The sequence below is a fragment of the Algihabitans sp. genome, from assembly GCF_965226985.1.
In the GTDB taxonomy this organism is placed as follows: domain Bacteria; phylum Pseudomonadota; class Alphaproteobacteria; order Kiloniellales; family DSM-21159; genus Algihabitans.
Genome location: NZ_OZ245712.1, coordinates 1,873,615 through 1,896,282 on the forward strand (window position 1 = coordinate 1,873,615; position 22,668 = coordinate 1,896,282).

Here is a 22,668-nt window from a genome sequence, read left to right on the forward strand (position 1 = left end):
AGACAATGCAGTCTGATCTGATTGCGACCAAAAGAGTCTTCCCGACTGCGTCAACTTCCGCAACCGAAGGTAAAATCGTTTTGGAAACCACCAAAACTCTTTGGCTTTTATCCATGACAGCCGGCGGGCTCGTTGGCGTCCTGTTCTTCGCGAGTTGGTCTGCCTTGGCTGTTTTTCTGGTGCTGACGGCGATTACTATTTGTGCGGGGCACTCGGTGGGCATGCACCGGCTGCTCATCCATCGCTCATTCAAAACTCCAATTTGGGTCGAGCATTTGTCGGTCTACTTGGGCACGCTCGTCGGCATGGCAGGGCCTTTCGGAATGATACAGGCTCACGATGTACGCGACTGGCATCAACATCAGCAGTCCTGTCCGCCCCACCCAAGTCACGGAGCCAGCTTTTTCAAAGATGCATTCTGGCAGTTGTGCTGCAGTTTCAAATTGACCGATCCGCCTGCGTTTCGCATTGAGCCCAATGTGGAGAGTGACCGGATTTATCGATTTCTCGAGGCCACATGGATGTGGCAGCAGCTTCCTCTAGCGATGATCTTGTTTGCAATTGGGGGCTGGGGTTGGCTGCTTTGGGGCGTTTGTCTTCGGGTTTCCGTGTCGTTGATAGGGCATTGGGCTGTCGGACATGTTGCGCATCACGGAGGTCATCAGGGGTGGTCCGTAGAGGGACTTCCCGTTCAAGGATACAACTTGCCCCGACTTGCCCTGATTACCTTCGGAGAAAGCTTGCACGGAAACCATCACGCGTTTCCTCATTCCGCAAACTTGGGCATTGAGGCCGGCCAATCTGACCTGGGCTTTCTTCTCATCAAGTTTCTAGAAGCCGTCGGTCTGGCCAGTGATATCCAAGGCCCAAAAAGCGCACCCGCGCGTCAGGGACTGCGTCGAACTGATCCACTTGCGGAAATGAGCGGGTCTGCGCATTGAGCAGCTATATCTTCGTGGGGCTATAGCGACAGAGCAGTTCGCATTCTCCCTCCCGGATGGCCCACCTGCGTTTCTAGAAAAGCCCCTGCACGCGGCCTTCCTCGTCCAGGTGGATGTCGACGGCGGCGGGGCGGCGGGGCAGGCCGGGCATGGTCATGATGTCGCCGCAGATGGCCACGACGAACTCGGCGCCGGCGGAGAGGCGCAGTTCGCGGACGGTGACGCTGTGGCCACTGGGCGCGCCCTTGAGGGCCGGGTCGGTGGAGAAGCTGTACTGGGTCTTGGCCATGCAGACCGGCAGGTGGCCGTAGCCGGCGTCCTGCAGCTCCTGAAACTGTCGCCGCACCTTCTGGTCGGCCTGCAGGTCGGAGGCGCCGTAAAGGTCGGTCGCGATGGTCTTCACCTTGTCCCAGAGGGGCAGCTCATCGGGGTAGAGCGGCTTGAAGTCGGCGCCGCCGCTCTCGACCAGCGCTACGACCTTATGCGCCAGTTCCTCGGTCCCAGCCGAGCCGTTGGCCCAGTGGGTGGCGAGTACGGCCTCCACACCCATCTCCTCGGCGGCGGCGGCCACGACGGCGACCTCCGCCTCGCTGTCGGTGACGAAGTGGTTGATCGAGACGATCACCGGGACGCCGAACTTCTTCACGTTGGCGATGTGGCGCTGCAGGTTGACGGCGCCGGCCTTGACCGCCTCGGGGTTCGGCTCGTTCAGCGCCTCCTTGCCGACGCCGCCGTGAGACTTGAGCGCACGCACGGTGGCGACGATGACTGCCGCCTCGGGCTTGAGGCCGGCCTTGCGGCACTTGATGTCGAAGAACTTCTCCGCCCCCAGGTCGGCGCCGAAGCCGGCCTCGGTCACCACGTAGTCGGCCAGCTTCAGCGCGCTCTTCGTTGCGATCACGGAATTGCAACCGTGGGCGATGTTGGCGAAGGGCCCGCCGTGGATGAAGGCCGGATTGTTCTCCAGAGTCTGCACCAGGTTCGGCGCCAGGGCGTCGCGCAGCAGCACGGCCATAGCGCCGGGCGCCTCCAGGTCGCGGGCCAGCACGGGCTTGCGGTCGCGGGTGTAGGCGACCACGATCTTGCCCAGGCGTTCCGTCAGGTCCGCCAGGTCGGTCGCGAGGCAGAAGATCGCCATGATCTCCGACGCCACGACGATGTCGAAGCCGTCCTCGCGCGGGAAGCCGTTGGCGACGCCGCCGAGGGAGGAGGTGATCTGACGCAGCGACCGGTCGTTCATGTCGACCACCCGGCGCCAGGCGATCCGCCGCTGATCGATCCCCAGCGCGTTGCCCCAGTAGATGTGGTTGTCGATCAGGGCCGAGAGCAGGCTGTGGGCGATGCCGATGGCATGAAAGTCGCCGGTGAAGTGAAGGTTGATGTCCTCCATCGGCACGACCTGGGCGTAGCCGCCGCCGGCCGCGCCGCCCTTCATGCCGAAGCAGGGCCCCAGCGAAGGCTCGCGCAGGCAGATCGCCGTCTTCTTGCCGATGCGGTTCAGGCCGTCGCCCAGCCCGACGGTGGTGGTGGTCTTACCCTCGCCCGCCGGCGTCGGATTGATCGCGGTGACCAGGATCAGTTTGCCGTCGGGATGGTCCTGCAGGGACTTCAGGAAATCGAGCGAGACCTTGGCCTTATGCGGGCCGTAGGCCAGCAGGCTGTCAGCGGGTATGTCGAGCTTGGCCCCGACCTGTCCGATCGGCAGCAAGGTCGCTTCGCGCGCAATTTCGATATCGCTTTTGGCCATCACGTCTTCCCCTCTTCCCGGTTCAACCCGCCCGCCATAGGCCTGCAGTTCGTTACGTTAAAAGTCGCCCGTCGTGTTTAGGATCACTCGTCGTGTCTAAGATCGCTCCCAGGCCGCCACTCGTCTGGGATCGACCGCAGCCCGCTCAATCGCGGCATCGCAGTGGTGGAATTTTTTCCCGCCCGGATCTCGGTAGTCAGCCGCTGACCGTGATCGTCAGGGCCAGCGTACCTTCGGCGATCCGTACTTCCTTCTGGCCGCGCCGGGGAACGGGAATCTTGCGCTCGACGCAGTACAGCAGGAGGGCGCGCCCCAGGTCGATCTCCGTCAGGTTGACCTTCCGGGCCTCCTCGCCGCTGCCGCAGTGGGCGATCGCACGGACGGGCTGCTCATCGAAGGCCTGAACGCGCTCGATCACGCCGCCGAGGTCCCACTTGCTGGCTTCCACGAACCTGCGCAAGGCATCGATCACTTCGAACTCGTTGAAGAGAATCGTGCGTTGCTCACGCGGCATCGGCGGTCACCCCCGGCAAAAGGTAAAAGAAGTTGGCTCACCTATAAGTGGCATGAGCCAAAGCCCAAACTCCATGGATTTTTCGACATATTCGGGGCGCATTCGTTCAAAGAGGGCGGCTTTCCGGCGGAACCCCGACCTGAGCGCTGAGGCGATCCAGTTCGCGCCGGATCAGATCCAGGTTGCTGTCGCGCAGGGTCGGCAGGCGGTAACGCGCCCGCTTGACCGCCTCGTAGTCCAGGTCCGCCACCAGTAGATCCTCGCCCTCCCCGGCCTCGGCCAGCGTCTGGCCGAAGGGATCGACGATCCGGCTGCCGCCCCAAAAATCGAGACCGGCCGGCTGGTCCTCAATCGTATCGGCAGGCTGGCTGGTGGCGTAGTTGGCCATCAGGATCGGCACACCGTAGATCATCGCGTAGAACCGCATGGACAGGTCCCAGCCCTGGGGATTGGAGAAGGTCGCGTCCACCGCGTCCCGGGCCGAAGCGATCGGCACCATCAGTAGGGTCGTGCCATGCACCATCGCGAGATGGGTCAAGGCGGGGTTCCAACTGTCGGCGCAGATCAGGACGCCGGCCCGCCAGCGCGAGTCGAGCGCGAAGGTTTCGAGGTAGCGTCCTGCGGCGAAGTGCTTGCCCTCCTCGAGATTGCCGTAGGTGGCCAGGTTGAGCTTGCGGTGAAGAAAGAGGACCTCGCCGTCCTTCAGGGCCACGGCGGAGTTGTGAAACTGGGCGGCCACGCCTTCCTCGATGAAGCCGAGCAGCGTCACCATCCCCGTGCTGGCACCCGCAAGTTCCGACAGGATCTGGCTGTCGCGGCGCATGGAAATCTCGACCGTACGCGGTCCGACGGCGTAGCCGGTCAGCGACAGCTCGGGGAACAGCAACACCTCGACCCGCTCACGCCGCGCAAAGTCGATGATCCGCAGGTGCCTGGCGGCGTTTTCCTCCAGGTCGCCCAGACGGCAGTCGATCTGCGCGACGGCGACCCGCAGCTTGCCACTCTCAGGCATTCTCAGACACCCTGGGCATTCTCAGACACAGCTCTTGGCCATCGGCGATCCTTCGCAGCCTGCCAGACTATCCCGCCGCCCCGCCCGCGGCACAAGAGTGCGGGGCACAAGAGCCCGGCATCGCTGCGCGACGGCGGCAAAGCTTGCCCGGCGCCGGATCGGCAGCAAGGCAGAAGCTGCCGAGCGTCTTAAGGTAAATAGCGAAAATCCCCGCTATTCCGGCACAGCGGAAACTGGCACGGCAGTTGCTTCTGAAGGTCCGTTGCATTTGCCAGAGTAACCATGTTCGCGGGACACCCATGCCGCCAGCTCAACTCCTGAATGTCAGCCCGTCCGATCCGGACTTCGGCCTTCCGTCGTCTCCGGCGCCCCTGCCGAACCTCTCGTCGGCGGCGCATCGCCTGCGCCGTTTGGCCGAGATCGGCGACGTGAAACTTGGCGTCGACGACCAAGCCCTGATCGTCCAGCTTCTGGAAGTTGCGGCCGAGGCGGAGCAGACCCTGGCCGAGCAGGCAGAGCGGATCCGGCACCTCGAGAATCTCTCGATCACCGACGAACTGACGGGTCTGTTCAACAGGCGCGGCTTCATGGACGCGCTCGAGCGCGTGCTCGCCTCCTGCCGGCGTCACGGCGAACCCGGCCTGCTCATCATGGTCGATCTCGACCGCTTCAAGGCGATCAACGATACCTACGGACATCTGGCCGGGGATTCGGTCCTGAAGGGTGCGGCCGACCTGCTGCGCAGCACGCTGCGCAAATCGGACATCGTCGCCCGGCTCGGCGGCGATGAGTTCGCCCTGCTGCTGCCGCGAACGAAAGCGCTGCCCGGACAGAAGCTGGCAACGAAGATCGACCGCTCTATCAACGCGCTGCGCGTTCCTTATGGCCGCGTGGAGATCCCTGTTTCGGCCAGTGTCGGCTGGGACGTCTTCGGACCGCGCAGCCAGCCGAACCACCTGATCTTCACGGCCGATCGTGCGCTCTACCGCGCCAAGAAACTCGACATCGGCCAAGCGCTCGCCCATGCCTGAGGCGTGAAGTTCGTCATGACCGGCGTCCGCCGGCGCTCGACGGCTTTGCGATCCCGGCGCCGCAGCGTAGTCTGCCAGCCATGACACAGCACCGGCTACCGCGCAGCCTGCGGCTCGACAGCTCCGACCTCTATGTCTTCGCCACGGCCGCCGAACCGGGAGAGTGGGCGGTCTCCGGCGCCTTCGCCTTCGCCAACCGCGATGCGGCGGATCTGGAGGCCAATCTGGACGCCAAGGAAAAACTGGCTCTGGCGAACGGCTGGCTCGGGACCGACAGCTTCGGCTACAGCTCGCTGGTCGAGATTGCGGAAATCGACGAGGCCGGCTACTTCGCGGTCGTCGAGCGGCTCGCCCGGCATTTCGTCGAGCGCTACGGTGCACCCGGTCTGGCCGAGGCCCTGCCGGTCGCCCGCCGGGAGGTCGACGACGCGAGCGAGCTCTGCACCCACAAGACCGGCACCCTGCTCGCGGTCGAGCGCGACTTCGACGAGAAGGGACAGCTGCTGGAGCGCTTTCGCGTGATCCGTCCCGAGCGCGCCGAAGACCATGCGAAGATCTGGGAGATCGTGGAGGACTGAGGCGATCCTGCTCTCATCACAAGTTTAGAGTGCGATTCACGTTTTTGACGGAAGCGAAGTCGCTTCCGTCAAACACGATCGCGCTCTAGGCCTCGTCCGTACTTTCTGGCTGCTGCTGGGTGATGCAGTGGATACCGCCGCCGCCCTGCAGGATCGGCAAGGCGGGAATCTGAACCAGCTCCCGGTCGGGAAAACAGTCCTCGAGAATCTCCAGGGCCTTGTCATCGGCCGGATCGTCGAAAGCCGGCAGGACGACGCCGCCATTCGGCAGGTAGAAGTTCACGTAACTGAGAGTCAGCGGCGAACCGTCGGCCTTTCGGCGCGGTTTCGGCAAGGGCAGTTCGGCAACCTCCAGCCGGCGGCCCTCGGCATCCGTCGCAGCGCGCAGGATTTCGAGATTGCGGCTCAGCCGCGCATGGTTCTCGTCGCCTTCGTCACCGGGGGCCAAAGCCACCACCCGGCCAGGCGCGGCGAAACAGGCAATGTTGTCGACGTGGCCATCGGTTTCGTCGCCGACCAGGCCCTCGGGCAACCAGATGACGGTCCGAGCCCCGGTATAGGCCTTCAGCAGCGTCTCGATTTCGTCGCGGCTGCGCCCTGGATTTCGGTTGTCGTTCACCAGGGTCGCCTCCACAGCCAGCAGCGTACCCGCGCCGTCGCTGTGAAGCGCCCCGCCCTCCGTCACCAGTGGCGCCTGGTAGCGCGGCAATTTGAGGTAGGTCAGCAGATTCTCCGCCAACGCCGCATCGTCCTGATGGTCGGGATAGAGCCCGCCCCAGGCATTGAACGTCCAGTCGATGCCGGCGACCGCGCCTCGATCGTTGACAAGGAATGTCGGCGCGGTATCCCGCGTCCAGGAGTCGCTGATCGCGAGCGGCAAACAACCGATGCCGGCGCCTAGTTCGACGGAGACCTCGGCAAGCTGCTCCGAGGGCGTGATCATCGTCACCTGTTCGAAACGGGCAATCGCCTTCGCGACTTCGACGTAGGCGTCCCGCGCGTCGTCGAACCCTTCGCCCCAGACCGCCTCGCGGACGGGCCAAGCCATCCAACAGCGACTGTGAGGGTGCCATTCCGCGGGCATGAAAAAGCCGTCTTCGGCCGGCGTGGGCATGGAGGTCCGCTATCCCGCAGTTTTCAACAAAGGCCCGGCCGTCCCGGCTCCGCGACGTCTTTTGCTTGCTTAATAAGGTTGGCCGACCAGCGCGGACTCTAGAGCGCGATCGTCTCAGGTGGAAGCGTTTAGCTTCCACCTGAGACGTGAATCGCCCTCTAAACCTTATGATGAGAGCAGGATCGTCTCAGGTGGGATCGCCGGAGCGCTTCCACCTGAGACGATCCTGCTCTAGGCCGGACAAGACAGTCTGTCCATGCCTGGTGGTTCAGCGGATTTAGCGGAAGGAGGGGTTTATGTATATAATTCAGCCAGTTAAGCCGGCAGGGTCACGGCCTGCAGCCGCCAGGCAGTCTTTGAAGCCGCCGTTTCTAACCCTCGACCGAAGACAGCACCTCGTCGGCGCGCTGCGCGACCGGAAGCCCCCGATCCGGCCGGTGATCGTCACTCAGGAAACCCGCGTCCGCAAGCTGCGCGATCCCTGTCGGCTCAAAGAGGCGGACCTGCGAGCCAGCAGCCTCCGAGTCCCCGACTTTCAGCCCAGCGGCTTGCAAACCCGGCGCAGCGTCGTCACTGAGAAAGATGGCATGAGCGAAGGGACCGAGAGATACCACGTCCTCGACCGCGAAGGCGGCAACTTGGTTCTGCCGAAGATCAAGGGTACTAGCGATACTCACGACACCATCGCCCTCTTCGGGAAGCGGCTCAAGCACCGCGAGCGCCAGTTCATAATCGTCGTAAGAACTGCAGGGATCGCCCTCCAGCATCCGAATGACGGCGCAGTCCTGCCCGGCGACGGCGGAGAAGGCATGGTCGGTTGTCGTCTTGCCCGTCACCGCGTAGCTGCCGACGTCGAGCACCAGGGAGGCGATCGAAAGCGGCGTCGGCGTTCCGCAGGCCGCCAAAGGAATCACGACGCCGAGCGCCAGAAACAGCCGTAACATCTTCGCCCCCAGGAAAAGCAACTCTCGACAACAACGCTGTTAACCATCACCAGCCGCCGGCAAGAGATCACGCCGGAGTCGGGTCGGTCAAGATCCGATAAATCTATGGAGTCAAGGGATTAATATTCCCTTTATTCCAGGTGGGTTATTCCCGTGGGCTCGCGTCAGATGACGGGTTAAGAGCGAGTCACTCGGCCTTCTTGGGCGGTAATGCCGGGCGCAGGTGCAGTTCGCGCAACCTCTCCGGCGACACCTCGGCGGGTGCCTCCATCAGCAAGTCTTCCGCCCGCTGGTTCATCGGAAAGGCAATGATTTCGCGAATATTCGGTTCGTCGGCCAGCAGCATGACGATCCGGTCGATACCCGGCGCGGAGCCGCCGTGCGGCGGAGCCCCGTACTGCAACGCCTGGAACAGGCCGGCAAAGCGCGTCTTGACCTCCTCGATATCGTAGCCGGCGATCTCGAAAGCCTTGGCCATGATGTCCGGGCGATGGTTCCGGATCGCACCCGACGAGAGTTCCACACCGTTGCAGACGATGTCGTACTGGTAGGCCTTGATCGTTAGAGGATCCTGGGTTTCCAGCGCCTCCAGTCCGCCCTGCGGCATGGAGAAAGGGTTATGCGAGAACTCGACGCTGCCCGTCTCTTCATCCAGTTCGTAGAGCGGATAATCGACGATCCAGCAGAACTCGAAGACGCCGGGCGTCAAAAGATCCAGTTCTTCGCCGAGTTTGCTGCGTACGGCGCCCGCGAAGGTCGCCGCCGCAAGCGGCTTGTCGCAAGCGAAGAAGACGGCGTCGCCGTCCGCCAGGCCGGCCGCCTCCTTGATCTGCTGGCAGCGCTCCGGCTCCAGATTGCGGGCGATCGGCCCCTTGGCCTCGCCGCCCTCGAAAACGATGTAGCCGAGGCCGGGCTTACCCTCGCCCTGCGCCCAGGAGTTCAACTTGTCGAAGAAGCTGCGCGGTCGGGAGGCCGCGCCGGGCGCGGGAATCGCGCGGACCGTGGCGCCCTGCCCAACCAGCTTGGCGAAGATCCCGAAGCCGCCACCCCGGAAGGCCTCGGCCACGTCGGCGATGACGATGGGGTTGCGCAGGTCCGGCTTGTCGCTGCCGTACTTGAGCATGGCCTCTTCGAAGGGGATCCGCGGGAAGGGCAGCGCCGTCACCGTGCGGTCGCCCCCGAATTCCTCGAAGACTCCATGCAGGACGGGCTCAATCGCAGCGAAAACATCGTCTTGCGTGGCAAAGCTCATCTCGAAATCGAGCTGATAGAACTCGCCGGGCGAGCGATCGGCGCGGCCGTCCTCGTCGCGGAAGCAGGGGGCGATCTGAAAGTACTTGTCGAAGCCAGCGATCATCAGCAGCTGCTTGAACATCTGCGGCGCCTGAGGCAGCGCGTAGAACTTGCCCGGATGCACGCGGCTGGGCACCAGGTAGGCGCGCGCGCCCTCCGGACTGTCGGCGGTCAGGATCGGCGTCTGGAACTCGTGAAAGCCCTGCGCGATCATCCGCTGCCGGATCGAGGAGATCACCTGGCTGCGCAGCAGCAGCTTCTTCTGCATCTTCTCGCGGCGCAGATCGAGGAAGCGGTAGCGCAGCCGGGTCTCCTCACCCGCGTCCTCCTCACTGTTCACCTGCAGCGGCACCTGCTCGGAGCGGGCCTCCAGTTCGAAGGCCTGAATCCGCAGCTCGATCTCGCCGGTCGGCAGGTTCGCATTAACCGTCTCGGCCGTCCGCCCGACCACCTCGCCGGTCACGGTCACGACCGACTCGTTGCGTGCGCGCTCGACCTCGGCGAACAGCGGACTGGAGATGTCGAGCACGCACTGGGTGATGCCGAAGTGATCGCGCAGGTCGACGAACAGGAGCTGTCCATGGTCGCGCTTGCGGTGGACCCAGCCGGACAGTCGAACGGTTTGGCCGCTGTGCGCGGCGCGCAGCTCGCCGCAGGTGTGCGTGCGGTAGGGATGCATGCAGGAAACTCGCTAGAGACGTGAGGGATCGAAAGGCCGCCGAGGTACGTCGCCAAGCAACGCTCCGGACAGGCGCGCGCAAAAGGGCCCGCCCTGCAGCGCTTTGTCAAGATCGCCAAGGAACGAGAGTCTCGTGCGAGCGGGGCTCGCCAAGCAGCCCGACAGCACTCACTTTGGGTCGAGCCTCCGGACGTAAGCTGCTATAGGGCGCGGCCATGACCTTGATTACCGATCCCCAAGACGCCGCCGCCTTCTGCGCCCGCCAAGCCGAAGCAGATTTCATCACCGTCGACACGGAGTTCATCCGCGACACCACCTACTGGCCCCGTCTCTGCCTGATCCAGATCGCCGGTCCGGAGGAAGCCGCCGCCATCGACCCTCTGGCCGAGGGCATGGACCTGGAGCCGCTCTGGTCTCTGTTCGACAAGACCGATCTGCTGAAAGTCTTCCATGCGGCCCGCCAGGATCTGGAGATCTTCTTCCACGACAGCGGCCGCCTGCCCCACCCCGTGTTCGACACGCAAGTCGCGGCGATGGTCTGCGGCTTCGGAGATCAGGTCGGCTACGAGAAGCTGGCGAACCGCCTGGCCGGCGCGCGGATCGACAAGTCGGTGCGCTTCGCGGACTGGGCGCATCGCCCGCTCGGCCGCAAGCAGCTGGACTACGCCCTCGCCGACGTCACGCACCTGCGCGTCATCTATCAGAAGCTGCGCAGGAAGCTCGCCAAGTCCGAACGCGAAAGCTGGCTGGAGGAGGAAATGGCAGTGCTGCTCAACCCCGCCACCTATCGCCTGGAGCCGGACGAGGCCTGGCGGCGACTCAAGAGCCGGTCGCGCGACCGCCGCTACCTGGCCCACCTGCGCAACCTGGCAGCCTGGCGGGAACGCGAGGCTCAGCGCCGGAACGTGCCGCGCAACCGGATTCTGCGGGACGAGCAGATCTACGACATCGCCGGGCTGTCTCCGCAAACGGCCGAGGATCTGGCGCGCGCGCGCGGCGTCTCCGCGGACTATGCGCGGGGCAAGGTCGGACAAGCGATCCTGGAGGCCGTCGCCGAGGGGCTGGCGACGGACGAGGCCGACCTACCGAAACTGCCGCCGCGCGAGCAGCCGCTGGAGGCCGGCCCGGTGGTCGATCTGCTGAAGGTGCTGCTGAAGCTCCAGTGCGAACAGCACGGCGTCGCCCAGCGTCTGGTCGCCAGCTCCGCCGATCTGGATGCGCTGGCGGCGGGTGATCCGGACAAGGAGCGAGACCTGCTGCAAGGCTGGCGCGGCGAGATCTTCGGCAAGGCAGCAACTGCCTTGCTGAAGGGGCAGCTCTTGTTAACAGGAGATGGGAGCGGCGGGCTTCAAGTTACTGATCGAAAATAACTTTACCTGCCCATCGCCCAAGCAGTACCGCAACTAGCCCTGCAGGATCGGGAAGGTCACGGCGATGGCCCAAGCGAAGGCCAGCGCGTTGGCCAGCCCGCCGACCAAAGGCTGACCGGTGGCTCGGTAGGCCCAGCGGCTGAAGAGGCCGTAGACGATAAAGAAGACCAAGATCAGCGGTATGATGATGATCAGGAAGAAGAGCCGCTGGAGATCCAACGCGACCGCGATCGCCAGCGAAACGGCGAAACAGATCTTGCTGAGGGGATAGGCCGTGGCGTGCCCGGACTCACCGCGAGTCAGCCATTCGTCGGCCAGGAAGTAGGGCAAGGTCCCGGCGATCATCACCGCGATCAGCGGCCAGCGCGCTTCGGTCGGCACGAAGGACAAGGCGAAGTTGTCGAGCGCCAGCCCGATCGCTCCCAAGGTATAGAGCGTCGTGACCCCGGCCGCCGCAAGCGTCGGCCTCCACGGCGAGGCACGGAAGGCCCCCGGTGGTCCGAGGAGCAACAGCCCCCCGGCGGTCAGCAATCCATAGAGAGCGAAGTGAGCCGCCAGGTAATCGCCCACCAGCAGCGGGAGAAAGTCGGTGGGAAGCGGCCGCAGAATCAGCGGCGTGAGAATCGCCGGAGCGATCAGCAGCAACGCAAGACGCCTCCAGCCGAGACCGCCCTCCAGCTTCACCAGAGACACGCGTGGGAGGAGACGCGACAGCGGATAGCCGAGCAAGAGGATGCCGCCGAAGAGGGCCGCTAGCCAGGGTCCCCGAATGTCGAGCTCCGCTGTCTCGCTGCGGCCAAACACGCCGTTCAGCCAGGCGACCGCTTCGGCGAGGCTTTCGCGGCTGTAGAGCACCCCGATATGCTCGACGTTGTCCGCGAAGACGAGGCGACGCGCACTGCCGTCGGCGACAGTCCCTACCGTCTCGCCTTCCTGCGCGCCGTCGCGACCGCCGAGCCGCAGAACCCGCAACCCCTCCTCCCTCAAGCCCGGCTCCCAGGCGCCGACGATCACGAGCAGGTTCTCGGGGCTATCGGCCGTCACGACGCGCGAGAAGAGGGAGACAGCGACGGTCGCGGAGACCTGTTGCGGATGCTCAGCAGCGTAGCGCGCCACCACGTCGGAGGCCATGGAGTGACCCAGAAGGGCCAGTCGGCCGTCGACCGAAGGCAGAGCCAGCGCGAAATCGGCCACACTCTGCAGTTCGTTCAGAAGGTTGCGCATGGCTCCGGTTTCGGAGGTGACGTCGCCGGCCAGGGCCGAGGCATTCCGGCCGTGACCAAGCAGATCGTAGGTCACCGCGACGTAGCCGGCCCGCGCCAGCGACACAGCGAAGGGCGCCATCAGCTGCTGGGAGCCGGCAAAGCCGTGGGCGATCAGCACGACCGGCGCCGGCCCGCTGTCCGGCAACCGGTAGACAGTCACCGGCGTCGGACCGAGGCGCGTGCTGGACACCTCCAACCCCGCCGTGGCCGAAGACAGGGTCCAGAGACCCGCGCAGAGGCAAAGGACTGCGAAGCCGGCAAGCAGATAGACTTTTAGCCCCCCGACCGCCCCTCTCACGCGCACGCTATCCTTCCGTTCGAAGACCCCACCGTCATGGACGCCTATCCGCCTCGCCCTGTGGCTCTGAACGACTCTGCCAAGACAGATAGCATCGACGGAAAACCTTGCAGTCAGCAACAGAACAAGCACGGAGACACAGCTTACACGCCATGGAACCTGCCCTTCTCAGTCTCGTTGGGGGAACTTTTCTGCTCGCCGGTTTCGTCAAGGGCGTGATCGGGTTGGGGTTGCCCACGGTCTCCCTGGCCCTGCTGACCGCGACGCTTGGGTTGCAACCGGCAATCGCGCTGATGCTCGTGCCGTCGCTGGTTACCAACCTCCTGCAGGGGTTGTCAGGCGGGCATCTTCGGGCCGTTACGAGGCGGACCTGGCCCTTCCTGCTTTGCGCAACCGCGACGATCTGGGTCGGCGCTCTGGCACTAACCCGCGTCGACACGATGATCTTGAGCGGCCTACTGGGACTACTGCTGATCGCCTATGCCGCCATCGGGCTGGGGCGCGTCGGCTTCGCCCTTCCGGCTCGGTTGGAGCCCTTCACAGGCATTGCCTTCGGCACAGCCAACGGGCTGCTGTCTGGGATGACCGGATCTTTCACCGTACCGGGGGTGCTCTACCTGCAAGCAAGCGGCCTTGAGCGCGATCAGCTGATCCAGGCCATGGGCTTGCTGTTCAGCCTCTCGACCCTCGCTCTGGCCGTCGCGCTGGGCGGTCAGAACCTTCTCAGCGTCGATCTGGGACTGCTCTCCGCTGCCGCGCTCCTGCCCGCCCTGCTCGGCATGGAGCTGGGCCGGCGTCTGCGCCATCGCCTGTCGGAGGCCCTTTTCCGCAAGATCTTCCTGTTCGGCTTGCTGGCGCTTGGGCTGTACTTGGCCGGCGGTGGTTTCCTTTAACCCACGACACGCGTGCGGGCTGCTCCGAGGGCATTGCCCAACGCCGTCAAACGACGCTCCAGCACCTGACCCGACGGCACCTCGGCCTGATCCGGCAGGTACAGGGTCAGTTGACCGTCGAGAAATTCGAGCTGGCTGCGCTCCAACATCGCGGCGGTCCCGGCGGAAAGTGCGTAGGCCAGACGCAGAGCCGAGCCGAGAGCCTCGGCCCGCGCCTTGAGCTGAGGCTCAAGTAGAGCGATCAAGCGGGTTGTCTCGGCGGTCGGACTCAGCCCGCCATAGCGCACCGACAGGGCGTAGCCGAGGTACAGCCGTTCGTCATGTCGAACGTAGAGCTGAGGGGCGCGCAGGACGCGATAAAGCGCCTGTTCGGCGCGGTAGTCCGGGTGCTCGCGCCAGGCGATGTCGCTGAGATGGCACGCCGTTGCCCGCAGGCGCCTTAGCTCGTCGGGCTCGTTCGGGAAAATCGCCGCGGTCCAACGGGTGATCGGCTCGCCGAAGTCTCCGAAGCGCCCGTCACGCGCCGCCCAAGCACGCGCGGCGGCCAGGAGCGGGTCCTGGCTGCGCAGCGCCTCGCTCTGCCGCTCGTAGACCCAGCCCTCGCGCAGGCCGTTGGCGGAAAAGACCACCTCGGCCGGCTTCGCCCGCCGTAACAGCTGCTCCATCAGCAGTCCCGCATAGGGCAGGGTTTCCAGACGTCGCCGCGGCACGCCGGGCAGTCGCGCCAGCGAACGTTTGCCCATCCGCGCGACCAGACCCGCGAGTTCCTCCGCCTCCTTGCGGGACATGCGGTAGCCCTGGATCATGTGCAGGGGGTAGTTGTGCTGCTCCACATGAATGCGGGCCAGGGCGCGCCAAGCCCCGCCGACCGGATAGAAGCTGCGCCCCTCGGTCTCGGCGATCCAACGCTGTGCCTCCAGGTGACGCGCAACCGTTTCGGCTGCCTGGGCACGGTCGCCCTCCTCCCCCCGCATCAGGCGCAGAGGCCCCAGCGGCAGGGTAACGCGTTCGCCTTGCCGCCCCCGGTCGAGTTGGGTGAGTTCCAGGGAGCCGCCCCCGAGATCGCCGGTCAAGCCATCAGCCGCAGGAATGGCAGAGACGACGCCTTGGGCAGAAAGACGCGCCTCCTCCTCGCCGTCCAGCACGCGCACCGCACCGCCGCAGCGCTGTTCGACCTCCGCCACGAAAGCGGGGCCGTTGCTGGCATCGCGTACGGCCGCAGTAGCTAGCAGGTCGAACTGCTGGACCTCCATGGCACGAGCGAGTCCGGCGAAGCGGCCGAGGCTGGACAGCGCCAACTCGACCCCCTCCTCATTCAGCCGGCCCGTCTCCTCAAGACCGCGACCAAGGCCGCAGAGGGCCTTCTCGTTGAAGAGAGCGACGGGCGCCCGTTCGCCGAGATTGAAGACCACCAGGCGGATGGAGTTGGAGCCGATATCGACGATGCCGATGCGCGGCTGAGCCTTGATTGCGGATCTCGCCCCTGCGCTCCGCTGCCCTCGGGGACGCGGGTCCGCCCTGCGTCCGGTCGAGCCCTCAGGCTGGGCCGCCGCTCCCGTACGCCGATCGGTTCGACGATCCGACATGTCTTTACCGACCCTTCGCGCCACGCGTCCGCCGTCCCGGCTCTCTAGCTGCCCTTGCGGGCCAGCTTCTCTTTGCGCAGCGCGGAGCCACGGCCGGAGAGGCTGGGGTTGGTCATGAAGAAGGATTGAGCGCTGAAGACGTCCTCACCCGCTTCGACCCGCTCGAACTCCCCGTCCGGCTGCATGATCCAGGACTGCGCCTCGTCCTTGATGTTCGCCGTCATGACCTGGTCGAGGATCTGGGCATGGACGGTCTCGTTGACGATCGGCACGAGGGTTTCCACCCGCCGGTCGAGGTTCCGCGGCATCCAGTCGGCCGAAGAGATGAAGACCTTGGCCTTGGGACTGGGAAGGCCGTGGCCGGCCCCGAAGCAGACGATGCGGCTGTGCTCCAGAAATCGGCCGACGATGGACCGCACGACGATGTTCTCGCTCAGACCCTCCACCCCGGGGCGCAGGCAGCAGATGCCGCGCACGACGAGATGGATCTTCACGCCGGCCGAACTGGCCTCGTAGAGCTTGTCGATGACCTCACCATCCACCAGGGAGTTGACCTTGCCCCACACGCTGGCGGGCCGTCCGGCCTTGGCGTGCGCGATCTCGTCGTCGATCAGCTGCACGAGAGTCGAGCGTAACGTCAGCGGCGAGATCGAGATCCGCTCCATCTCGCCAGGCCTGGCGTAGCCAGTCATATAGTTGAAGAGCCTCGCCGCGTCCCGGCAGAGCGCGGGATCGGTCGTGAAGTAGCTGAGGTCCGTATAGATCTTGGCGGTGATGGGGTGATAGTTGCCGGTGCCGTAATGCACGTAGGTGCGCAGCCCCTCGCCCTCGCGCCGCACCACCATGGAAACCTTGGCGTGGGTCTTCAGTTTGATGAAGCCGTAGACGACATGAACGCCGGCCCGTTCGAGGTTGCGGGCCCAGCGAATGTTCCGCTCCTCGTCGAAGCGGGCCTTGAGCTCGACCAACGCCGTCACGGACTTGCCGGCCTCCGCCGCCTCCGACAGTGCGCGCAGGATCGGGCTGTCCTCGCTGGTGCGATACAGCGTCTGCTTGATGGCGACGACGTTCGGGTCCTGGGTCGCCTGACGCAGGAACTGCACCACCACGTCGAAGCTTTCGTAGGGGTGGTGAACCACGATGTCCTTGGCCGCAATGGCCTTGAAGCAGTCGCCCTCCAGGTCGAGGATTCGTTCCGGGAAGCGCGGCGTGTAGGGTTCGAACAGCAGGTCGGGCCGTTCCTTGCCGATTAGCTGCTTGGTATCGACGATGCCCAGCAGGCCCTTTAGCGGGAAGATATCCTCCGGCTCCACATCGATCTCGCGCTGCAGGAAATCGCGCATGTGCGCCGGCATGTCGGCGTTGACCGTCATGCGGATGACGCTGCCGCGACGCCGACGCTTGAGAGCGGACTCGAAAACGCGGACCAGGTCCTCCGCCTCCTCCTCGATCTCCATGTCGCTGTCTCGAACGACCCTGAGGGTGCCGACCTCGTGCACCTGCATGTTCGGGAAGAGCCGTTCGATGAAGAGGCGCACCACCTGTTCGATGGAAACGAAACGCTGCTGCTGCCCGTCGTTCGGCAGGCGGATGAAGCGTTCGACCTGGGACGGCAGAGGCACCAGCCCGTTCAGCACCTCCTTCTCGTCGGGCAGGTAGAGTTCGGCGACCAGCGCAAAACCGAGGTTCGGCATGAAGGGAAAGGGGTGGGCCGGATCGATCGCGATCGGTGTCAGGACCGGAAAGACGTTGGCCAGAAAGTAGGCCTCCAGCCACTCGGTCTCCGCGGCCGTCAGCTCCTCGGCGGTCAGGACGCAGATGCCCTCCGCCCGCAGTTCGGCCAAGAGGCTGCGCCAACAGTGCTGCTGATCCTCCATCAGCCGGCCTGCGCGTTGGTTGATCGCCGCCAGCTGCTGTGCGGGCGTCAGACCCTCCTGACTCGGCTTTAGGACGCCGGCGCGCACCTGCCCCTTCAGACCGGCCACGCGCACCATGTAGAACTCGTCGAGATTGGACCCGGAGATCGACAGAAAGCGCACGCGCTCCAACAAAGGGTGACGGGGATTGTAGGCCTCCTCCATCACCCGTTCGTTGAACTCGAGCCAAGAAATCTCGCGATTGATGAAGCGTCGAGGGTCCGCCGCCATGGAAGAACCTGCCGCCATGGAAGACCCCGCGGACTTCGACTTGGCCGCCGCCGGGCCGCAGGGCGCAGCCTCCCGTTTCGGCTTGGCGTCCGGTCGGGTCGCGGTTTCGGCGGCTTTCTGCATCTGCTCCTGCATGTCCCTCGGCCCTTTGCACCTGCATCCTAGACTGCGGCGGCACCCTAACAGCCGGACAAGACAGAACTGTGTAGCAAGCCGGCTCCGCGATGAACAGCGCGCGCCGCGCGGCGGAAGCGGCTACAAGAGGCTTCATGAAGACACTGCTGCTCTACCGCCACGCCAAATCCGCCTGGGGCGACCCGCACCTGGAAGACTTCGACCGCCCGCTTTCACCACGGGGACGCAAGGCCGCGCCGACGATGGGCGCCGCGCTGGCCGCGCGCGGACTGCGCCCGGATCTGGTGCTCTGCTCGGCCGCCGTCCGCACCCAGGAGACTTGGCGGCTGACGGCTCCAGAACTCGGCGGCACTCCGGAACTCAAGGTTCTGCGCAGCCTCTACCTCGCCAGCCCGGCCCAGATCCTGCGCCAGATCCATGGAGCCGACGCAGAGGTCAACTGCGTGATGGTGATCGCACACAACCCCGGCCTGGAGACCTTGTCGCTGCAACTCGCAGATCCCAGCAGCAACGGTGAGGATCGCGCGCGCCTCGCCGAGAAGTTTCCCACGGCTGCGGTTGCAGTCTTCGCGCTGCCGGAACAGCCTTGGTCGGCGCTTCACGCCAAGGGCGCGCGTCTGACAGAGTTTCTGCGTCCGCGCGACCTCTAGAGCTGAACCGCCCTCTAGCGCCCCTGCCGCCAGAAGGGCTTGATCGCCCGGAATGCGTTCCAAACCGCCTCGAAGCGTTTCAGATCGTCCTCGATACGGGCGGCCTGCCACCCCATCACGATCCCGACCGACAGGCTCGGGTCCTCCCCGGACTTCTTGAGTCGCGGCTCCAGTTCGTCGAGCAAGCGGTGACCGACGACGGCATCGTTGACCGCACCCAAGGTGTCCTGAAGATCGGCCAGGGCGTCGGTATAGACCCGCGTCACCTTGCGACCGTAGAGGTCGCGGAAGAACTCAGCCGCGTAGCGCAGTTTCTTGGCCGCGATCCGCACGCCGTGGAGGGCCGCTTCGTCGCCGGCCTTCGCCTTGCGGTGCAGCTTGCGAAGCTGACGCTGGCGCTTCTCCAGCAAGGCCGCAGCCAAATCGCCGATCGGCGCATCGGCGGGGCTCGGCAGCCCGCCCTCGCCCGGCCGTTTCCAAGTGCCCTCGGCCAGAAACAGCTCCAGACGCAGGAGTAGCCGGGCATAGCGCGGATCCTCGAGCGCGCGATGGGCCCTCAGGTAGGCTTCGTCCTTCGCCGCCTTAACCGCCTGCTCAAGCGCCACGAGGCTGGGTTCGCTTGGCAGGCGCCGATGCAGAGGCAGGACCGTATCCTCAAGGAAGACATCGAAGTCCCGCGCCGGCCCAAGCTCGCGCTGCAGCCAGCGCAGTTCCTCGGCGAGCAGGCCGTGCGCTGTCGTATGCATTGCAGGCTTGAAGACGGAGAGAGCCGCGCGGGCGCGCCGAACGCCCACCCGGAGCTGGTGCACGCCCTCGGGATCCTGTCCGACGAAGACCGCCTCCTCGTTCGCGCGCATCTGGGCCAAGGCGCAGCGCATCACCCGACCGAAGGCCTCGACGACCGACATATTCTTGGTCAGCGAGGGCTTCTCGCCCTTGCGCGGCTGCGGCTCCCGCTCGGCGAAGAGATCATATCCCCGCGCCGCCTTGGTCGGCCCGCCGAGACGAAGCGGCAAGGCCTCGGCCAGCATCATGGCCAACTCGAACAGGCGGTTGGGCTGACCCCACTTGAGTTCAAGCTCGGCCTCGCAGATCGGCGCGCTGCGGCCCTGAGCCCTAATCTCGCCGAGATCGAGCGCCAGTTCGATCTCGGTGTCCGCCATCCGAAGCAACCGCGTCCGACGGGCGATGGTCGTGGTGAAGACGGGCTCCAGCAGATCGCCGAGCTGGATTTCCGCGAACCAGGACTGCACGGCCGGTGCATCGATAGCCGACAGGTCCGGCAGATCCCCGGTAATCTCGCTCTCGAACTCCAGAAAGTGCTGAACCCCCTCCAGACGCTCGCCCGTTTCCTCCAGAAAGGCGGCAGCCGCGCCGGGCGCGATCTTCAAGGTCTGGATGCGGCGGTCGCCGATCCGCCGCACCCGCAGCGCCATGCCGCGATCGCGCAGCAGGAAGTCGAAGGTGTCGAAGTAGGTGCTGTCGAGCTGCTTACTCTGGCTCCGTCCGACCGCGAAGGCCCGCAGCAAAGGCAAGCGAGTCAGCTTGTTGAGCTGCGGCGGTTCCAGCAACAGCTTGAGTTCGATCTCGTGGCTCATGCGCTCCCCGAAGCTGCGATACGGAGGCGGCCTCTCCGGAGGCCTTCACAAAAATGTAACAATCCGGAGGGACGCGTGTCCGCGAACGGCGCGCACGCTACCCCAGGGACTGACAGCCTGCCAACGGCCGAAAATCGAGGTAAACGTTTACTTTTCGCCCAAATTCGACATCAGAGGGTACCTGGGTAGGCACCGCCGTCGAGCAGAAGGTTCTGACCGGTTACGAATCCGGCCTGAGCGCTGCAAAGGTAAGCGCAGGCCTGACCGAACTCGGCGGGATCGCCAAAGCGTTGTGCCGGATTCCCTTTACGGCGCTGCTCGGCGATCTCCTCGACCGACAGGCCGCTGTTCCGCGCCGCTGCAGCAAGGGTCGAGCGCAGCCGGTCCGTTTCGAAAGGGCCCGGCAGCAGGTTGTTGATCGTGACGTTGTGGGCGACCGTCTTGCGGGCCAAGCCGGCGACGAAGCCGGTGAGCCCGGCCCTCGCTCCGTTCGACAGACCGAGGATTTCGATCGGTGCCTTCACGGCCCCCGAGGTGATGTTCACCACGCGGCCGAAGCGGCGCGCGATCATACCGTCCACCGTCGCCTTGATGAGCTCGATCGGCGTCAGCATGTTGGCATCCAATGCGGCAATCCAGTCGTCGCGGTTCCAGTCGCGAAAGTCGCCAGGAGGCGGGCCGCCAGCGTTGTTGATCAGGATGTCCGGTTCGGGACAGGCCTCCAGGGCCGCCGCACGCCCCTCGGGCGTGGTGATGTCCACGGCCACGGTCGTCACGGCGACGCCGCAGGCGCTGCGGATCTCCTCTGCCGTCGCCTCCAACGGTTCGGGCGTGCGGGCGACCAGCGTCAGGTCGACGCCCTCCTGCGCGAGCTGTTGAGCACAAGCCCGGCCCAAGCCCTTGCTGGCAGCGCAGACCAGCGCGCGGCGTCCGGCGATTCCCAAGTCCATGGCGTCTTCCCCTTCCTAAGTCTTCTCGTTGTTCGATACGGTAGCTTGCCGAAGCCCAGTGACGGCTCAGTCCTCCGGAGCTTCGAGACTTTCCAACTCGTTAGCGAGGGCGGCGCGGGCTACGGCGATGGTGATGCCCCGCCGTTCGGCGAGAGCGCGACGGTCGATAGCCGCGACGATCCCGCGGGCGGCCGCAAAGCTGCGTGGCATACGGCGCTGCAGGAACTCGATCAGCTCGGCGGTCACCTGCAGCTGCCGGTCCGCGAAGAGCTTGACCAGAACGGCTTGCAACAGGGCGTCATCCGGCGGCCCAAGCTCGGCGACCGTCGCCGTCGCCAGGCGCGACGCCAAGTCGGGAAGGTCGAGAGGCCAGCGCTTCGGCGCCCGCCGAGCGGTTAGAAGCAGATGCCCGCCACCTTCGGCCAGAAGATTGTAGAGGTGCAGCAGCGCTTCCTGCCCCTCCCCGTCCAGCCGCTCCTCGGCATCCTCCAGCAGGACGGCCCGCGAGCGCCGCACCAAACGATCCGGCGAAGACCGGACCAGGTCAGCCGGCGTCACAACCGAGGCACCGCTAAGGTCGAGCCAGACTTCGGCGAGATGGCTCTTGCCGCTTCCGGAGGGACCGACCAAGGCCAGGGCGACGGCGGGCCACTGGGGCCAGCGGTCGATCCAGGCCACAGCCGACTCGTTGGCCGGCGCGACCAGAAAATCGCCGCGCCCCAAGGCTGGGCGTTGCGGCAGCTCTAACGGCAGTTGGCTCACGCAGGCCTGCCCTCTTTCCGGTCTTCCGCCTGCCTGCTTGTCGGTCTATCGGTCTCGATCTCGGTCACCGCCTCAGGCTCGGCCGACTGCGTTCGTCCGTAGAGCGGACTGTGCAGATACTGTTCCAGCGCGAAACGCACCAGGACGCCGGCGACAGCCGCCACCGGCAGGGCGATCAGAACGCCGGTGAAACCGAGCAGCGCCCCGCCCGCCAGAAGCGCGAAAATGACGATCACCGGGTGGAGACCGACCTTCTCGCCCACCAGCTTCGGGGTGAGGAAATTGCCCTCGACCGCCTGTCCGACCATGAAGATCGCCGCTGTTCCGCCGACCAGCCAATAGCTGTCGAACTGCGCAAAGGCGAGGCCGACGGAGAGCAAGAGGCCGCCCATGGCGCCGAGGTAGGGGATGAAGGACAGCGCGCCGGCCAGTAAGCCGACGAACAGTCCGCCGTTCAATCCGATCACGCTGAGCGCGACCGCATAGAAGGCACCGAGCAGCAGACAGACCGTCGCCATGCCACGGACGTAGCCGGCCAGAATGTCGTCCGTCTCTCTGGCCAGTCGCCGAAGGGTCGGCGCATGCTGTCGCGGCAACCAGCTATCGATCTTGGCGACCATCGCATCCCAGTCACGCAGCAAGAAGAAGGTGACGACGGGCGTGATGAAGAGCAGCGACAAGAGGCTCACGACAGCCAAGCCGCCGGTCAGCAGGTTGCCCGCCAGCGTCGTCAACCAGGTCACGGCGTCGCCGAGGCGGGAGGTCACGAACTCGCGCACGCGATCCAGGATCTCGGGCTGCTCGGCCTGAACGGTGGCCAGCAGCTCGGTCAGCCGCATCCGTAGAAGGTCCATGATGGCGGGCACCGCCCTGGCGACTTCGACGGCCTGACCGACGGCAGCAGGGATCAGCAGCCCCAGCACCAGCAGGAAGGCCACCACGAACAGACCAGTCACCGTCACGGTGGCCAGGACCCGGCTGAAGCCGATCCGTTCCAGGCGATCGCAGACGGGATCGAAGAAATAGGCAATGGCCATCCCGGCCACGAAGGGCAGCAGGATCTCGCTCAGAAGCCAGAGCAAAGCCAGAAACACCAGCAATCCAATGGTCCAGAAGCGCAGTTGCCGCTCGGGACTCATCGTATCTCCACCCCGCACTCCA

Annotated in this window: 19 protein-coding genes; 6 read left to right on the plus strand and 13 right to left on the minus strand. The window is 65.3% G+C overall.

Annotated elements, in window-relative coordinates:
- Window positions 1-5 precede the first annotated feature (5 nt).
- Complete coding sequence (locus tag ACO054_RS08645; protein WP_421710032.1) at window positions 6-941, plus strand: acyl-CoA desaturase; 936 nt, start codon at window positions 6-8, stop codon at window positions 939-941.
- Window positions 942-1,014: 73 nt separating this feature from the next.
- Here the strand turns inward: ACO054_RS08645 and ACO054_RS08650 are convergent, their stop codons facing one another.
- From ACO054_RS08650 to ACO054_RS08660, 3 genes are all read right to left on the minus strand, one after another.
- Window positions 1,015-2,688: a formate--tetrahydrofolate ligase gene (locus tag ACO054_RS08650; protein ID WP_421710033.1), complete on the minus strand. Its 1,674-nt coding sequence runs from the start codon at window positions 2,686-2,688 to the stop codon at window positions 1,015-1,017.
- Between the two features lie 196 nt (window positions 2,689-2,884).
- Window positions 2,885-3,202: a hypothetical protein gene (locus tag ACO054_RS08655; RefSeq protein WP_421710034.1), complete on the minus strand. Its 318-nt coding sequence runs from the start codon at window positions 3,200-3,202 to the stop codon at window positions 2,885-2,887.
- A 106-nt stretch (window positions 3,203-3,308) separates the two neighbouring features.
- On the minus strand, window positions 3,309-4,214 hold the full coding sequence (locus ACO054_RS08660) for a nitrilase-related carbon-nitrogen hydrolase (RefSeq protein ID WP_421710035.1): 906 nt from the start codon (window positions 4,212-4,214) through the stop codon (window positions 3,309-3,311).
- Between the two features lie 299 nt (window positions 4,215-4,513).
- On the opposite strand from ACO054_RS08660, the gene ACO054_RS08665 reads away from it, so the two are divergent.
- Window positions 4,514-5,245, plus strand: coding sequence for a GGDEF domain-containing protein (locus ACO054_RS08665; protein ID WP_421710036.1), 732 nt, complete (start codon window positions 4,514-4,516; stop codon window positions 5,243-5,245).
- 80 nt (window positions 5,246-5,325) lie between these two features.
- Complete coding sequence (locus ACO054_RS08670) at window positions 5,326-5,823, plus strand: DUF6505 family protein (protein WP_421710037.1); 498 nt, start codon at window positions 5,326-5,328, stop codon at window positions 5,821-5,823.
- 85 nt (window positions 5,824-5,908) lie between these two features.
- Here the strand turns inward: ACO054_RS08670 and ACO054_RS08675 are convergent, their stop codons facing one another.
- From ACO054_RS08675 to aspS, 3 genes are all read right to left on the minus strand, one after another.
- Complete coding sequence (locus ACO054_RS08675; RefSeq protein ID WP_421710038.1) at window positions 5,909-6,937, minus strand: agmatine deiminase family protein; 1,029 nt, start codon at window positions 6,935-6,937, stop codon at window positions 5,909-5,911.
- A gap of 371 nt (window positions 6,938-7,308) precedes the next feature.
- Entirely contained in the window at window positions 7,309-7,881 is a 573-nt protein-coding gene (locus ACO054_RS08680) for a hypothetical protein (protein WP_421710039.1), read from the minus strand.
- A 187-nt stretch (window positions 7,882-8,068) separates the two neighbouring features.
- A complete protein-coding gene (aspS, locus tag ACO054_RS08685; RefSeq protein WP_421710040.1) occupies window positions 8,069-9,853 on the minus strand; it encodes an aspartate--tRNA ligase in 1,785 nt (594 codons plus the stop codon).
- Between the two features lie 215 nt (window positions 9,854-10,068).
- On the opposite strand from aspS, the gene rnd reads away from it, so the two are divergent.
- Window positions 10,069-11,223, plus strand: coding sequence for a ribonuclease D (gene rnd, locus ACO054_RS08690; protein ID WP_421710041.1), 1,155 nt, complete (start codon window positions 10,069-10,071; stop codon window positions 11,221-11,223).
- Window positions 11,224-11,256: 33 nt separating this feature from the next.
- On the opposite strand, the gene ACO054_RS08695 is transcribed toward rnd, so the two are convergent.
- Window positions 11,257-12,792 (minus strand): alpha/beta hydrolase, encoded by a 1,536-nt coding sequence (locus tag ACO054_RS08695; protein ID WP_421710042.1) that lies wholly within the window; start codon window positions 12,790-12,792, stop codon window positions 11,257-11,259.
- A 146-nt stretch (window positions 12,793-12,938) separates the two neighbouring features.
- Between ACO054_RS08695 and ACO054_RS08700 the strand changes: the two genes are divergently transcribed.
- A complete protein-coding gene (locus ACO054_RS08700; RefSeq protein WP_421710043.1) occupies window positions 12,939-13,679 on the plus strand; it encodes a sulfite exporter TauE/SafE family protein in 741 nt (246 codons plus the stop codon).
- On the opposite strand, the gene ACO054_RS08705 is transcribed toward ACO054_RS08700, so the two are convergent.
- Complete coding sequence (locus tag ACO054_RS08705) at window positions 13,676-15,265, minus strand: Ppx/GppA family phosphatase (protein WP_421710044.1); 1,590 nt, start codon at window positions 15,263-15,265, stop codon at window positions 13,676-13,678. The genes ACO054_RS08700 and ACO054_RS08705 overlap by 4 nt on opposite strands.
- 44 nt (window positions 15,266-15,309) lie before the next feature.
- On the minus strand, window positions 15,310-17,430 hold the full coding sequence (locus ACO054_RS08710; RefSeq protein ID WP_421710348.1) for an RNA degradosome polyphosphate kinase: 2,121 nt from the start codon (window positions 17,428-17,430) through the stop codon (window positions 15,310-15,312).
- A 251-nt stretch (window positions 17,431-17,681) separates the two neighbouring features.
- On the opposite strand from ACO054_RS08710, the gene ACO054_RS08715 reads away from it, so the two are divergent.
- The gene (locus ACO054_RS08715) at window positions 17,682-18,197 is read left to right on the plus strand and encodes a SixA phosphatase family protein (protein WP_421710045.1); all 516 of its coding nucleotides are present in this window, start codon (window positions 17,682-17,684) and stop codon (window positions 18,195-18,197) included.
- A 14-nt stretch (window positions 18,198-18,211) separates the two neighbouring features.
- Here the strand turns inward: ACO054_RS08715 and ACO054_RS08720 are convergent, their stop codons facing one another.
- From ACO054_RS08720 to ACO054_RS08735, 4 genes are all read right to left on the minus strand, one after another.
- Entirely contained in the window at window positions 18,212-19,795 is a 1,584-nt protein-coding gene (locus ACO054_RS08720) for a CHAD domain-containing protein (RefSeq protein WP_421710046.1), read from the minus strand.
- A 170-nt stretch (window positions 19,796-19,965) separates the two neighbouring features.
- Window positions 19,966-20,745 (minus strand): SDR family oxidoreductase, encoded by a 780-nt coding sequence (locus tag ACO054_RS08725; protein WP_421710047.1) that lies wholly within the window; start codon window positions 20,743-20,745, stop codon window positions 19,966-19,968.
- A 66-nt stretch (window positions 20,746-20,811) separates the two neighbouring features.
- The gene (locus tag ACO054_RS08730) at window positions 20,812-21,507 is read right to left on the minus strand and encodes a DNA replication protein (protein WP_421710048.1); all 696 of its coding nucleotides are present in this window, start codon (window positions 21,505-21,507) and stop codon (window positions 20,812-20,814) included.
- Complete coding sequence (locus ACO054_RS08735; RefSeq protein WP_421710049.1) at window positions 21,504-22,646, minus strand: AI-2E family transporter; 1,143 nt, start codon at window positions 22,644-22,646, stop codon at window positions 21,504-21,506. The genes ACO054_RS08730 and ACO054_RS08735 overlap by 4 nt, the downstream gene beginning before the upstream one ends.
- Window positions 22,647-22,668: the final 22 nt, after the last annotated feature.

What these genes read in the sequence shown, in the direction of transcription:
- ACO054_RS08645 (WP_421710032.1), top strand. Translation starts at nt 6, where the DNA reads ATGCAGTCTGATCTGATTGCGACCAAAAGAGTCTTCCCGACTGCGTCA.
- ACO054_RS08650 (WP_421710033.1), bottom strand. Translation starts at nt 2,688, where the DNA reads ATGGCCAAAAGCGATATCGAAATTGCGCGCGAAGCGACCTTGCTGCCG.
- ACO054_RS08655 (WP_421710034.1), bottom strand. Translation starts at nt 3,202, where the DNA reads ATGCCGCGTGAGCAACGCACGATTCTCTTCAACGAGTTCGAAGTGATC.
- ACO054_RS08660 (WP_421710035.1), bottom strand. Translation starts at nt 4,214, where the DNA reads ATGCCTGAGAGTGGCAAGCTGCGGGTCGCCGTCGCGCAGATCGACTGC.
- ACO054_RS08665 (WP_421710036.1), top strand. Translation starts at nt 4,514, where the DNA reads ATGCCGCCAGCTCAACTCCTGAATGTCAGCCCGTCCGATCCGGACTTC.
- ACO054_RS08670 (WP_421710037.1), top strand. Translation starts at nt 5,326, where the DNA reads ATGACACAGCACCGGCTACCGCGCAGCCTGCGGCTCGACAGCTCCGAC.
- ACO054_RS08675 (WP_421710038.1), bottom strand. Translation starts at nt 6,937, where the DNA reads ATGCCCACGCCGGCCGAAGACGGCTTTTTCATGCCCGCGGAATGGCAC.
- ACO054_RS08680 (WP_421710039.1), bottom strand. Translation starts at nt 7,881, where the DNA reads ATGTTACGGCTGTTTCTGGCGCTCGGCGTCGTGATTCCTTTGGCGGCC.
- aspS (WP_421710040.1), bottom strand. Translation starts at nt 9,853, where the DNA reads ATGCATCCCTACCGCACGCACACCTGCGGCGAGCTGCGCGCCGCGCAC.
- rnd (WP_421710041.1), top strand. Translation starts at nt 10,069, where the DNA reads ATGACCTTGATTACCGATCCCCAAGACGCCGCCGCCTTCTGCGCCCGC.
- ACO054_RS08700 (WP_421710043.1), top strand. Translation starts at nt 12,939, where the DNA reads ATGGAACCTGCCCTTCTCAGTCTCGTTGGGGGAACTTTTCTGCTCGCC.
- ACO054_RS08705 (WP_421710044.1), bottom strand. Translation starts at nt 15,265, where the DNA reads ATGTCGGATCGTCGAACCGATCGGCGTACGGGAGCGGCGGCCCAGCCT.
- ACO054_RS08710 (WP_421710348.1), bottom strand. Translation starts at nt 17,430, where the DNA reads ATGGCGGCAGGTTCTTCCATGGCGGCGGACCCTCGACGCTTCATCAAT.
- ACO054_RS08715 (WP_421710045.1), top strand. Translation starts at nt 17,682, where the DNA reads ATGAAGACACTGCTGCTCTACCGCCACGCCAAATCCGCCTGGGGCGAC.
- ACO054_RS08720 (WP_421710046.1), bottom strand. Translation starts at nt 19,795, where the DNA reads ATGAGCCACGAGATCGAACTCAAGCTGTTGCTGGAACCGCCGCAGCTC.
- ACO054_RS08725 (WP_421710047.1), bottom strand. Translation starts at nt 20,745, where the DNA reads ATGGACTTGGGAATCGCCGGACGCCGCGCGCTGGTCTGCGCTGCCAGC.
- ACO054_RS08735 (WP_421710049.1), bottom strand. Translation starts at nt 22,646, where the DNA reads ATGAGTCCCGAGCGGCAACTGCGCTTCTGGACCATTGGATTGCTGGTG.